This is a genomic window from Dialister sp. UBA1703 (assembly GCA_002320515.1).
GTDB lineage: Bacteria > Bacillota > Negativicutes > Veillonellales > Dialisteraceae > Dialister.
In genome coordinates, this window is sequence record DCJJ01000020.1 from 1 (window position 1) to 10,860 (window position 10,860).

Sequence of the window (10,860 nt, forward strand, 5' to 3'; positions counted from 1 at the left end):
GACAGTGATTGAATCAGCGCTTCCTTAGATGATGATAAATATAAAATGATGAGATTAGAATGGAGCGTCTTCCGGCGGCGGAGCCTGCCGGCCCCGTCCTTCAGGGCAGGGAGAACCATAACGGTGGTCACGGTCTCTGTCATCTCTCTCAAAGCGGCGCTCATGGTGCCTTTCATAGCGGTGGTCGCCATCGTTGTTATCTTTGTGGAAGCGGCGTCCATGGCGCCCTTCGTGGTGATGGCCGTTATCGTCGTCTCTTTCAAAGCGGCGCGCATGGCGTCCTTCGTAGTGATGGCCGCTGCCGTCCCGGGGGCGGTTTCTCATTTCGCCAAAGCCCCGGGCGGGAGTTCCTTCCGGCCGACGTTGGCCCTGCATGGGCTTGTGGATAACAGGGCCGTCGGAATGTTCTGCATTGAGCAATGCGATGCGGTAGTCCCGGCTTGCCCCGGCTGACGGCGCAGATGGGGATTTAGCTTCCAGGGAAGCGGCGGATACACCATTTCCCAGTGCGGCGCCTGCTGCGGAGAAGGAAATCAAAAGGACTGCGGCGGTGATTGTTTTTTTCAGGTTTCTCATAGGTAAGCCCTCCTTTGCTGCGGGGGATGGGGATTACAGGCGGTGCCAGGTGATGCCGTCGTCATCCTCTACGTTCTTCTTTTCAGGATTTCCTTTCTTTGCATCCTGTTCTCTTGCTTCCGGATGCTGTTCATAATATTTTTCTTCCCAGGGTTTAAGCTTCCGCTGGGGGCCCTGGGCCTTTTCTTCCTTCATTTCCTGCTGGTGCTTTTTGTCCTTATGAACTTTCTGCTTTCTGTTCTTTTCCATATGCTTCTTTTCCTTGTGAAGCTGCTGGCCCTTTTCCTGCTGGTATCCCTGGTGGGGACCGTAGTCAGCGGCGGAAGCGCTTTCTGCAAAGAAGAATCCGCCGGCCAGAGCCAGACCGGTGATGGATGCGATGACGAGTGCGTTTAATTTTTTCATAATGAACCTCACTTTCAAAAACTGAACTACTTTTTCCGAGGGAGCTTCCCTGAAACTCCCTCATTATATTCTGGGGATATATATAAATCAATGGCGGAGCTGGTATTCTCCAGGGAAGGGCCGATTCATTCGCTGCCTGTATTTATTTTTATAAGCAGACTCTATGAATCAGTACTTCCCGACCATGATGGACAGATTATTTATCGGTATCAGGCGCCTGCCGGTTATCAGGCAGGTTCCTTCCCGGGCCCATAGCATTTCTGTCGTGGTGATTTCTCATGTCCTCCCGCATCCGGTCATTAGAAGGGCCGTTTCTGAAATCCTTCCTGTCCTTTGGCCAGCCTTTGAAATTTTCCGTTATTTTCGGGCCGTTCTCCGCCATCCAGCGGTGGTAGGCGGGAAGGTCATTGATGACAAAGGAGAAGGTGCCGATCATGAGGGAAATGATGGCCAGAGCCACGGAGGCGATAATTCTTTTCATCGACTGTCACCGCCTTTGGCAGGGGAGGCTTTGAAGCTGTTTTCAATGGCCTGGCTTCCTTCCCGGGCAATGAGGTAAATGGAAAGGGCGGTAAAGATGCCGAAGCTTCCGATGGAGGCCAGGGTGAGGAAGCTGAACCGGGGCAGAGGCGCCATGCCGTGGAAGGGGGTAAGATTGGTGGAAAAGAGGCCGATGACCAGTCCGGCAGCGGCCAGTACCACCACGGCCATAATGATTCCGGCGGCATTTAAGAGCCGGGCGGTCATGCGGGCGGTGGTTTCCGCCGCCTCCGGAAGTCTGGGACTCACTTCCGTCCAGGTTTTTGCAACCCTATCCTGGGCGTCTTTTGCCATTTTCAGGGCATTGTCCTTCAGCTGGCCGGTTTTTGTCCTTTCATCCACCACGCCTTCCGACTGGTAGGAGTCATAAATATCTCTGGGGCTCCCCAGCTCTTTGGCAATCTGCTCCTCTGTAAGGCCCCGTTTCTTTCCTTCTTCAAAATGGGACTCATAGTCAGATAATATTTCCTTTACTTCTTCCGGCTTTCCATTGCGGAAATAGTAGCGGAGAAGATCTAAGAATTCTGTTTCATTCATGGATATCGCCTCCTTCGGTGAGTATTTTCTTCACGGCTTTTGTGAATTCTGTCCATTCCCTGAGGGATTCTTTGAATTCCTCCCGCCCGGCGTCGGTGATGCGGTAGTATTTTCGGGGAGGGCCATTGTGGGATTCAGCCAGGTAGGTATCTACCAGCCCGTCCTTCTTGAACCGGTTCAGCAGAGGGTAAATGGTACCCTCCGACATTTCAATGTATTTTGAAATCTCCGTCACCAGCTCGTAACCATAATAGTCTTTTCTTCTGAGCATGGATAGAACCACGATTTCCATGACGCCTTTCTTCAGCTGGATGTTCATGGCTTTTCCTTTCTTAAGGCATCAGAGGTTCTTCTGATGAAATTCGGGGGCCGGCTCTTGAACCGGCGGTCAATTTCCTTGCTAATAACAATATATCACAAAGTACTTTGCAATGCAAGGTACTTTGTGAAGTATAGTGAATATTTACCAAAAGTCATGGAAGGCGCTGTGTATGCCGAATCTGCAATTTTACATTTTCCTGTTGACGGATGGAAGAAGATTGGGTATCATCATATCCATATTTAAACAAGTACATGCTGTGAACGAGAAGGAAACAGACGGGAAGCTTCAGAGAGCCGGCGTATGGTGAAAGCCGGTGCGGAAAATCTGCGGACTATCACTCGTGAGCTTCCTGGTTGAAAGAATTTTCCGTAAATCAGGACGTAGGTCCCCGTTACAGGACAGGCCTTCAGAGTATAATGCAGGGTGGTACCGCGAATTCGCCCCTGTCCCATGGTGGACAGGGGCTTTTTGATACCCTCCTGGCAGGATACTTTGGCGGCTCAGTGATAAACCGGAGTGGTACCGCGCGAAGCGCCTCTGTCTGATATGTCAGGCAGAGGCGCTTTTTGCGTATATTCCGGATAGAGTGAAGATTGCACATGTGCTATTCATCCAAAGGAGAAACCAAAATGATGAACTGGAAAAAGGGACTTAAACTGGCAGGCCTTGGCCTCATGATGACAGCTGCATGTGCAGGACTTTCCGGCTGCGGCGGAAAGGGAGAAGGTGCGGGAAGCGGGAAGACGGCGAAAGTAGGCTTTATCAACGGCGTTTCCGGCGGCGTAGCTTCCTATGGCCTGGCGGAAAAGGAAGGCTTTGACATGGCGGTGGAGGAAATCAACAGGGAAGGGAAAATCCATATGGATGTGGAAATGGTGGATACCAAGGGCAATGTGCAGCAGGCCGTATCTGCCGCCCAGAAGCTGATTGCCGCCAAAAAGGTCATCGTGGTGGGCCCCCTGATTTCCGGCGAATACAAAGCCGTGGGCCCCCTCTTCCAGCAGGCGAAGATTCCCCTTCTGGGCGTAGCCACCACGGCGGAAGGGCTCATGGATATGGGTGACTACATGTTCCGGAACTGCGTGCCGGAATCGAAAAACATTCCCCAGACCGTGGAGAAAACCCATAAGCTTCTGGGCTACAAGAGGGTGGCGGTGCTCTACTCCAATAATAACGAACACCAGGTGTCCGCCTATAAAACCTTCAAGAAAGCGCTGGAAGATGAGGGTGTGGAAATCGTGGCTACGGAAACTTTTGCCGACAAGGATACGAACTTCTCCGCCCAGCTTACGAAAATCCATAACGTGAATCCCGACGCCGTGGTGGTGGCAGGCTACTACCAGGAAGGGGGCCTCATCCTGAAGAAAATGAGGGATATGGGCATGAACCAGCCGGTGCTGGGGGATAACGGCTTCATGTCGCCGGAACTTGTGAAAATTGCAGGCCCTGCGGCGGATAATGTGTACGTATCCTCCATGTGGTCCCCTGACCGTGATTCGGAAGCCACCAAAAAGTTCGTGAAGGACTTCCGGGCCAAGTACAACCACGACCCGGACAACTTCGCTGCCTGCGCCTACGTTTCCGCCAAATTGGCGGCAAAGGCCATGGAAAATGCAGGCACCACCACGGATTCCAAAAAGGTGCGGGACGCCCTGGCCCATATCAAAAACTTTGAAAGCGCCGCCGGCCCCATGACCTTCAACAACTCCGGGGACCCGGAAGCGGACCTGGTGCTTCTGAAAGTGGAAGACGGGAAATATAAGGCAGTGAAAGTATAAAGCACTGCTGCAAAAAAGGCAGGGAAGAAAGGATTGCTGCTTCTTCCCTGCCTTTTTCTATGAGGGCTTCCTGCCGGTATGGACGCCCCATGTGTATCATCACCATAGGAAACCCTTCGCAAGCAGTTTCCTGCCGTCATGAATGACAAAAGTGTATCATGCTGCCATGGGCTACACCGTTATGGAAATGGCCGTTTCCGCATAGATGGCTTCACCGTCCGGATTTCTGGCAGGGGCAAAGGTCCACTGGCGAAGGGAGCGCTCTATATAGGAAGAAAGGATTTTGAAATCGGCATCGCTCAGGCCGGTCCCTTCCTTTTCAATCACCGGCGGGGTGCTCATTTTTCCATTCCTGTCTATGGAAAGCTTCACCGTAAAGGAAGGGTGACCGGATCTTTCGGCGGCCTGCTCTTCCTTTTCCTTCATGTCTGCCATCACCTGCTTTTCCGGTGCCGGCGGCACGGATACCATGGCTGACATGAAACGGACGGGAATACGGACAGTCAGGGGAATATCCTTATCTCCCCGGCGGGCGGGATGGAAGGTCCAGGACTTAGCGGATCCCGCGGCGTACTGGTCCAGAATCAGGGAGGATGAGCTTTCAGCGATTTCCTCATGGGTGACGGCACCGTCTTCATCAATGGAAAGAATGAGCACCGTAGATGCAGCATGGGGCAGCTGGGAGAGGGCTTCGTGGACAGCGGCGGACTGCGGCAGCATGGGAGCGGATTTCACCGAAGGCGGCACCATTTGCTCTTCTGTGATGGGGCTGCCTTCTTTATCCAGATACACGCCTTCTTTGGGAAGGGCGGCAGAGGCGGTCAAGCCCAGGGTAAGCAGGAAAGACAGGGAGATGAGAATCTTTTTCATAGGGGCTCCTTTGACAGATTTGCATTCTGACTGATGAAATATACATTTTACACATCAATTTCTCCATTTATTTTAATAAATAGGAAAGGGAAGCGCAACCGGTTTTCTATCTGCCGTGGTACAATTATGGCAGATAGCACAGGAAGAGATGATGCAAAGGAGGTCATCATGAAAAGAGAAGATATGATAGAGCTCATGAAGGAAGCAAGGCAGGCCGGCGCGGCGGACGTGAAGATGGTGGACGTGACAAAGGTGAAGCGGGGGGTGTGGCCCCGCATGAAATGCCAGTTCGGCTGTCCTCAGTACGGGAAAAGCCTCTGCTGCCCGTCCTATACGCCGGAGCTGGCCCAGATGAATGAATTTTTAAATGAATACAGCCTGGGAATCCTCGTCAAGCACACCATGCCCATCAAACTGGAGGAGTGCAGGGACTGGCAGGAATTTGATATTCGCCTCACCAACGGCCTTCTGGATATTCTTCTGAAGGTGGAAAAGGCGGCCATGATGAAGAACTACTACAAAGCCTTCGCCCTGAAGGCAGGCCGCTGCGGCCTCTGCAAAGTGTGCAACCTGAAGCACTGCATCCACCCCGAATCCGCCCGCCCTTCCCTGGAAGCCTGCGGTATCGACGTATTCGCCCTGGCCCGTGACAACGGCTTCGACACCCATGTGCTCACCGGGCCGGTGAAGGAAGTATCGGTGTATGGCATGGTGCTGGTGGAATAAGGCGGGAAGGAAATGACATCGGTAACCGCAGGCTGACCCGATGGAGATGATGAAGCAGCAGGCAGCCTGTGGCCATGTCGAATTGAAAAGAGTGTGAAGAAATGATTGGCGTTTCTTTACACTCTTTTTATAAGGAAGCGCTGAAAGGCGCAGCCATACTTTATAACGCCCCGGTTGGAGGGTATGAGGGCTTTTGGGAATACAGCTTAACGCCCGACTTTCGCCGCAGCCTTCTCCTTTTGGGGAGAAGGCTCTTTTTCTATCAGTTCAAAACCATAGTCCAGAAGTTTTGCCGCTTCCGCAAACCGGCTGTCCATATCCCGGGAGTGCATGACGATGACGATAAGCTCATGATTATTCCTGACGGCGGAGGCAGCCAGGCAGCCGCCTGCGGCGCGGGTATAGCCGGTCTTGATGCCTGTGGCGCCGGGATAGGTGTAGAGGAGCTCGTTGCTGTTTTGGCAGGTAAAGATTTCGGCAGGACGGATATAGCGGATCTGCTTCCTTTTGGTAGAAACGATGCGGCGGAAAGTCTTGTTTTCCATGGCATACCGGGCCAGGCGGGCCATGTCCTCGGCGGTGGAGTAATGGTCTTCATCAGGCATGCCGTTGGCATTGACGAAATGGGTGCCCTTCATGCCGATTTCCTCTGCCTTTTCATTCATCATATCCGCAAAGGCAGGAAGATTTCCTGCCACATTTTCCGCAATGGCGGTGGCGGCGCCGTTATCGGAAATCATCATCATCTGGTTTTCCAAATCCCCCAGGGAAAGCCATTCTCCGCCGTTTAGGGCGGTGGACACCACGTCCGCCGCCTTTCTGCTGACCGTCACCGTTTTGTAGGGATCCCCCTTTTCTATGGAAAGAAGGCAGGTCATCATTTTTGTCATGCTGGCGGGATATTCCCTTTTTGTGCCGTTCTTCTCATAGAGGAAACGGCCGTCTCCGGCATCCATGATGACGGCGGCGTCAGCGGTAACATCCGGCGCTGCGGCCTGGGGAGAGGGAATGGAAATGAAGGTCAGCCAGAGGGTAAGAAGCAGGAATTTATATTTCATAGGCATTACCCCTTTGTACCGAAGAGATTGAGAAGGGTGCAGCCTGCAATAATAAGGAATATGGCCAATATTCCGGTGGTTGTCAGCTTCTCGCCGAAGAAGAACCAGGAAATCAGAGTGGTGGCCAGAATGCCCACGCCGCTCCAGGTGGCATAGGCCAGGGCCAGGTTCAGGGATGTGAGGGCCCGGGAGAAGGAGAAAAAGCAGAGGCCGTAGGCCGTAAGGCAGCCCAGGGTGGGCAGAAGGACAGTAAAACCATGGGACATCTTCAGGAAGGTGGTGCCGGTAAGCTCCATGGCAATGGCAAAGAACATGAGAAAGTAAGCCAAAGGAACGCTCCTTTCAATGAAAAAGCCTGCGCCTTCCGGCGCAGGCCTGGGTACACGAAATCAAAGGAAAATATATTTCAGGATGAAAATGACGGTGAGAGCCATCATGAGGAGACTCACCTTGTTCTTCCGTCCGGTGAACAGGTTGATCAGGGTGTAGGTAATGGTGCCGAAGGAAATGCCTTCTGCAATGCTGTAGGCAAAGGGCATGGCAATGATGGTGAAGTAGCAGGGAATGGCTTCAGTGGGATCATTGAAATCAATGCCTGCGACGGCGGTGAACATGAGGAATCCTACGATAATCAGGGCCGGTGCCGTGGCAAAAGCGGGAATGGCCATGAAGATAGGAGAAAGGAACATGGAAAGGAGGAAAAGGATGGCTACCGTCACGGCGGTAAGACCGGTGCGGCCGCCTTCGGATACGCCGGAAGCACTTTCCACATAGGTGGTGGTGGTGGAAACGCCGAGCACAGCGCCTAAGGCAGTGGCAACGGCATCAGCCATGAGGGCGCCCTTGATGTGGGGCAGCTTGTTGTTTTCATCCAGCATATTGGCCTTGGAGGATACACCGATCAAGGTACCGATGGTATCAAAAATATCGACAAAGAGGAAAGCCAGGAGGACGACTACGAAATTAAAAGTACCTACCTGGGAAAAGTCCAGCTGCATGAAAATGGGGGCCATGCTCTTCGGTTCAAAGGCGGAAAGGCCGCCGGAGAAATTGGGAAGAGTGCTGAAAGCGCCTACGGAAGGATCCGGTACATAAAGGCCGGTAAGCTCACAGAGAACGCCCAGAAGCCAGGTGAAAAGGATGCCCCAGAGGATGTTGCCTCTGACCTTCTTCACCATGAGGATGGCGGTGAAAAGGACGCCGATAATGGCAATGACTACGGTAATGCCGGTGGTATGGAAAGTTCCGGCGGCCATGGCCTGCTTGAAGGAGAAAAGGGAAATCTTGGTGGCAGGATTGGCCACGATGATCTGGGCGCTGCCCAGACCGATGAAGGCGATGAAAAGGCCGATGCCTGCGGACACTGCCTTCTTCAGGTTAATGGGGATGGCGTTGAAGATGGCTTCACGCACATTGGTGAGGGAAAGAACGATGAAAATGATACCTTCCACAAATACTGCAGCCAGTGCCATTTCCCAGGAATAGCCCATCTGCTTCACCACAGTGAAGGCAAAGAAAGCATTGAGCCCCATGCCCGGTGCCAGGGCAAAGGGATAGTTGGCAAAAATAGCCATGAACATGGTGCCCAGGAAGCCTGCCAGGGCAGTGGCAGTGAGAACGGCCCCCTTGTCCATGCCGGTGGTGCTCATGATACTGGGGTTGACGGCGAGGATATAGGCCATGGTCATAAACGTGGTAATCCCTGCCATAATTTCGGTCTTTACGGTGGTGTGACTTTCCGACAGATGGAAAATTCGCTCCATGAGACCTGCATTGTTTTCCATGAATAAACTCCTTTCGCATTGAAACGTATTCCGGCGTCTGGAAAAAGCGCCATAGAACATTTTTTACGCTTTTATTATATGATTTTTAACAGCTTGAATCAATGAATTTTATCTATTCGTGGAATGCGGATATGTCATTCTTTTATGAGAAAAGAACACGTCTTTTCCCCTGTGTTACAATAAAAATAATGAAGATAAAAGGAGAGTCCCATGAGTATATGCAACCTATGCCCCAGGGCATGTAAAATAGAAAGAAAAATATCAGTGAAGGACAAGGGAAATGTGGGATACTGCCGGTCAGCCATGCTGCCTGTCATTTCAAGAGCTGCCCTTCACCACTGGGAGGAACCCTGTATCGCCGGCACCAGGGGCGCCGGCACGGTGTTCTTTGCAGGGTGCAACCTGTCCTGTGTGTACTGCCAGAACTATGAAATATCGGAAATGCGAAAGGGCATCGAAGTGTCGGTGGAGCGGCTCCGGGAAATTTATTTCGAACTTATCGCCCAGGGGGCCCATAACATCGACCTGGTTACTCCCACCCAGTACACCCATGCCATTTTCCAGAGCCTTCGTGATCCCCTTCCGGTGCCGGTGGTGTACAACTGCGGCGGCTACGAAAGCGTGCACACCGTAGCTTTCCTCAGGAAAAAGGTGCAGTGCTGGCTGCCGGACCTGAAATACGCAGACAGCCGCGCCGCCGCCCGGTACAGCGATGCGCCGGACTATTTTGAAAAGGCTGCTGCCGCTATTGAGCAGATGTACCGTCAGACCGGTCCCTATGAAATGGATAGCAGCGGCATTCTCCAAAGAGGCGTGCTCATTCGCCACCTCATCCTTCCGGGACAGGTGGAAAATACGAAAAGGGTACTGGAATACGTGGCGGAAACCTTCGCCCCCGGGGAAGTGCTCTTCAGCCTCATGCGCCAGTATGTCCCCTGCGGCAGGGCGGCGGAATACCCTGAAATCAACCGCCCCATTACGGACGAAGAATACGAAGAATGCGAAAGCTATATGGAAGAACTGGGCATCGAAGACGGCTACGTCCAGCAGAAAGCCAGCTCCGACAAAATGTTCATTCCCGCCTTTGACGGCACGGGAGTGCTGAAAGAGAAATAGTGTACTGGTGTACTAGTGTACTAGTGGGCTAGTGGGCTAGTGTACTAGTGGGCTGGTGTACTGGTGTACTAGTGAGACAGTGGGAAGGCTGTCCGCCTGCTGCTGTCGGCTTCCGGCTGTCCGCTTCCCGCTGCCCGGCACCCATAGTGCCCCCTGCATTACAGTCTCCGAAATGCCAAAAATCCTTCGGCTTATCCGTCCTTTCCCCTATCATTTTTTCCATCCAGATCATGTCGTACCAGCGGTGGAATTTATATCCGCAGTGATGGAAGCGGCCTGCCGTTTGAAATCCCATATGCTCATGAAAAAGAGGACTGTCCTTTGGAAGGAAGGGGTCCTCTTTTTCCGTGAAGGCAATGCAGGCGTAGAGGTTATACACCTGCTGCTTTTGGAGAATTTCTTCCAGACGGGCATAGAGCTTTTTCCCGATTCCCCGATGGCGGGCGTTCGGAGCAAGGTAGATGGAGAGCTCCGCCGAGTGCTCATAGGCCTTTCTGGGATGGAAGGGGCCGGCGTAGGCGTAGCCCAGGATACGGCCTTCCTCTTCTGCTATGAGGTAGGGGTATTTTTCCAGCGTGCCGGCGATACGGCCCTGGAATTCTTCCACAGAGGGCACTTCGTATTCAAAGGTAATGGCCGTCTTTTCCACGTAGGGGCCATAAATACGAAGAAGGGCGGCAGCGTCATGGGGAGAGGCGATGCGGATGGAAAGGGACTTACCGATTTTCGCCATTCCTTTTTTCCGCCTTTTCCATAAATTTGGCGCTGTCCACCAGGAAGCGTTCGTGGTCAGCTTCCCCGATGTCCCCGTTTTCATCGGCGGCGGTGATGTGGAAGGAAATTTTCTTTCCCTTTACGTCCGTCACCGTGGCGGTGACGGTGATGGTATGGCCCGGCAGGGTAGGGGCTTTATGGATGAGGGAAATGGAACCGCCTACGGTGGTTTCCCCCTCCGCAAGGTGCGGCGCCAGTACCTTGCAGGCCGCTTCTTCCATGGCGGCGGAAAGCACAGGCGTGGCCAGCACCGGCAGGGATCCGCTCCGTACCTTTTCCGCTGTTTCATCTGTGGTAATAGTTCTTGTAAGCTGGGCAGTCATTCCTTTGATGATCATAATGTCCTCCTTTATTATCAGCCCTTCCGCATTACT

The 10,860-nt window shown here is 52.8% G+C and carries 14 protein-coding genes and 1 other annotated feature; of the genes, 3 read left to right on the forward strand and 11 right to left on the reverse strand.

All coding sequences use genetic code 11. From position 1 onward, the window contains the following. Positions 1 to 54: 54 nt before the first annotated feature. From B2Y11_RS00965 to B2Y11_RS00985, 5 genes are all read right to left on the reverse strand, one after another. A complete protein-coding gene (locus B2Y11_RS00965) occupies positions 55 to 576 on the reverse strand; it encodes a hypothetical protein (RefSeq protein ID WP_291054952.1) in 522 nt (173 codons plus the stop codon). Between the two features lie 33 nt (positions 577 to 609). After that, positions 610 to 981, reverse strand: coding sequence for a hypothetical protein (locus B2Y11_RS00970; RefSeq protein ID WP_291054954.1), 372 nt, complete (start codon positions 979 to 981; stop codon positions 610 to 612). Between the two features lie 196 nt (positions 982 to 1,177). Continuing rightward, positions 1,178 to 1,462: a hypothetical protein gene (locus tag B2Y11_RS00975; protein ID WP_288269270.1), complete on the reverse strand. Its 285-nt coding sequence runs from the start codon at positions 1,460 to 1,462 to the stop codon at positions 1,178 to 1,180. Further along, on the reverse strand, positions 1,459 to 2,058 hold the full coding sequence (locus B2Y11_RS00980) for a DUF1700 domain-containing protein (protein ID WP_291054962.1): 600 nt from the start codon (positions 2,056 to 2,058) through the stop codon (positions 1,459 to 1,461). Before B2Y11_RS00980 ends, B2Y11_RS00975 begins: the two co-directional genes overlap by 4 nt. Continuing rightward, positions 2,051 to 2,377: a PadR family transcriptional regulator gene (locus B2Y11_RS00985; protein WP_288269272.1), complete on the reverse strand. Its 327-nt coding sequence runs from the start codon at positions 2,375 to 2,377 to the stop codon at positions 2,051 to 2,053. Before B2Y11_RS00985 ends, B2Y11_RS00980 begins: the two co-directional genes overlap by 8 nt. Before the next feature lie 250 nt (positions 2,378 to 2,627). After that, positions 2,628 to 2,828, forward strand: a binding site (T-box leader). Between the two features lie 181 nt (positions 2,829 to 3,009). On the opposite strand from B2Y11_RS00985, the gene B2Y11_RS00990 reads away from it, so the two are divergent. Continuing rightward, positions 3,010 to 4,158, forward strand: a complete 1,149-nt coding sequence (locus B2Y11_RS00990; protein WP_291054965.1) for an ABC transporter substrate-binding protein — start codon at positions 3,010 to 3,012, stop codon at positions 4,156 to 4,158. A gap of 171 nt (positions 4,159 to 4,329) precedes the next feature. Here B2Y11_RS00990 and B2Y11_RS00995 read toward each other — a convergent pair whose 3' ends face one another. Next, positions 4,330 to 5,028, reverse strand: a complete 699-nt coding sequence (locus B2Y11_RS00995; RefSeq protein WP_291054968.1) for a TonB family protein — start codon at positions 5,026 to 5,028, stop codon at positions 4,330 to 4,332. 168 nt (positions 5,029 to 5,196) lie between these two features. Between B2Y11_RS00995 and B2Y11_RS01000 the strand changes: the two genes are divergently transcribed. Continuing rightward, a complete protein-coding gene (locus tag B2Y11_RS01000) occupies positions 5,197 to 5,754 on the forward strand; it encodes a DUF2284 domain-containing protein (RefSeq protein WP_291054971.1) in 558 nt (185 codons plus the stop codon). A 206-nt stretch (positions 5,755 to 5,960) separates the two neighbouring features. On the opposite strand, the gene B2Y11_RS01005 is transcribed toward B2Y11_RS01000, so the two are convergent. The 3 genes from B2Y11_RS01005 to B2Y11_RS01015 are packed head-to-tail and all read right to left on the reverse strand — an operon-like array spanning position 5,961 to position 8,596. Continuing rightward, a complete protein-coding gene (locus B2Y11_RS01005; RefSeq protein ID WP_291054974.1) occupies positions 5,961 to 6,812 on the reverse strand; it encodes a D-alanyl-D-alanine carboxypeptidase family protein in 852 nt (283 codons plus the stop codon). A 5-nt stretch (positions 6,813 to 6,817) separates the two neighbouring features. Then, a complete protein-coding gene (locus tag B2Y11_RS01010) occupies positions 6,818 to 7,141 on the reverse strand; it encodes a DMT family transporter (RefSeq protein ID WP_291054977.1) in 324 nt (107 codons plus the stop codon). A gap of 60 nt (positions 7,142 to 7,201) precedes the next feature. Beyond that, positions 7,202 to 8,596 carry an NCS2 family permease gene (locus B2Y11_RS01015; protein WP_288269278.1) on the reverse strand — a complete coding sequence of 465 codons (1,395 nt, stop codon included), beginning with the start codon at positions 8,594 to 8,596 and terminating at the stop codon, positions 7,202 to 7,204. 210 nt (positions 8,597 to 8,806) lie between these two features. Here B2Y11_RS01015 and B2Y11_RS01020 point away from each other — a divergent pair, with 210 nt between their 5' ends. Further along, complete coding sequence (locus tag B2Y11_RS01020) at positions 8,807 to 9,712, forward strand: 4Fe-4S cluster-binding domain-containing protein (RefSeq protein WP_288269279.1); 906 nt, start codon at positions 8,807 to 8,809, stop codon at positions 9,710 to 9,712. Between the two features lie 28 nt (positions 9,713 to 9,740). Here the strand turns inward: B2Y11_RS01020 and B2Y11_RS01025 are convergent, their stop codons facing one another. Together B2Y11_RS01025 and B2Y11_RS01030 are read right to left on the reverse strand one after the other, a co-directional pair. Then, entirely contained in the window at positions 9,741 to 10,445 is a 705-nt protein-coding gene (locus tag B2Y11_RS01025) for a GNAT family N-acetyltransferase (RefSeq protein ID WP_291054982.1), read from the reverse strand. Beyond that, positions 10,429 to 10,824 carry a thioesterase family protein gene (locus B2Y11_RS01030; protein ID WP_291054985.1) on the reverse strand — a complete coding sequence of 132 codons (396 nt, stop codon included), beginning with the start codon at positions 10,822 to 10,824 and terminating at the stop codon, positions 10,429 to 10,431. Before B2Y11_RS01030 ends, B2Y11_RS01025 begins: the two co-directional genes overlap by 17 nt. Positions 10,825 to 10,860: the final 36 nt, after the last annotated feature.

Coding starts and splice junctions, on each gene's coding strand:
- B2Y11_RS00965 (WP_291054952.1), bottom strand. CDS start 576: ATGAGAAACCTGAAAAAAACAATCACCGCCGCAGTCCTTTTGATTTCC.
- B2Y11_RS00970 (WP_291054954.1), bottom strand. CDS start 981: ATGAAAAAATTAAACGCACTCGTCATCGCATCCATCACCGGTCTGGCT.
- B2Y11_RS00975 (WP_288269270.1), bottom strand. CDS start 1,462: ATGAAAAGAATTATCGCCTCCGTGGCTCTGGCCATCATTTCCCTCATG.
- B2Y11_RS00980 (WP_291054962.1), bottom strand. CDS start 2,058: ATGAATGAAACAGAATTCTTAGATCTTCTCCGCTACTATTTCCGCAAT.
- B2Y11_RS00985 (WP_288269272.1), bottom strand. CDS start 2,377: ATGAACATCCAGCTGAAGAAAGGCGTCATGGAAATCGTGGTTCTATCC.
- B2Y11_RS00990 (WP_291054965.1), top strand. CDS start 3,010: ATGATGAACTGGAAAAAGGGACTTAAACTGGCAGGCCTTGGCCTCATG.
- B2Y11_RS00995 (WP_291054968.1), bottom strand. CDS start 5,028: ATGAAAAAGATTCTCATCTCCCTGTCTTTCCTGCTTACCCTGGGCTTG.
- B2Y11_RS01000 (WP_291054971.1), top strand. CDS start 5,197: ATGAAAAGAGAAGATATGATAGAGCTCATGAAGGAAGCAAGGCAGGCC.
- B2Y11_RS01005 (WP_291054974.1), bottom strand. CDS start 6,812: ATGAAATATAAATTCCTGCTTCTTACCCTCTGGCTGACCTTCATTTCC.
- B2Y11_RS01015 (WP_288269278.1), bottom strand. CDS start 8,596: ATGGAAAACAATGCAGGTCTCATGGAGCGAATTTTCCATCTGTCGGAA.
- B2Y11_RS01020 (WP_288269279.1), top strand. CDS start 8,807: ATGAGTATATGCAACCTATGCCCCAGGGCATGTAAAATAGAAAGAAAA.
- B2Y11_RS01025 (WP_291054982.1), bottom strand. CDS start 10,445: ATGGCGAAAATCGGTAAGTCCCTTTCCATCCGCATCGCCTCTCCCCAT.
- B2Y11_RS01030 (WP_291054985.1), bottom strand. CDS start 10,824: ATGATCATCAAAGGAATGACTGCCCAGCTTACAAGAACTATTACCACA.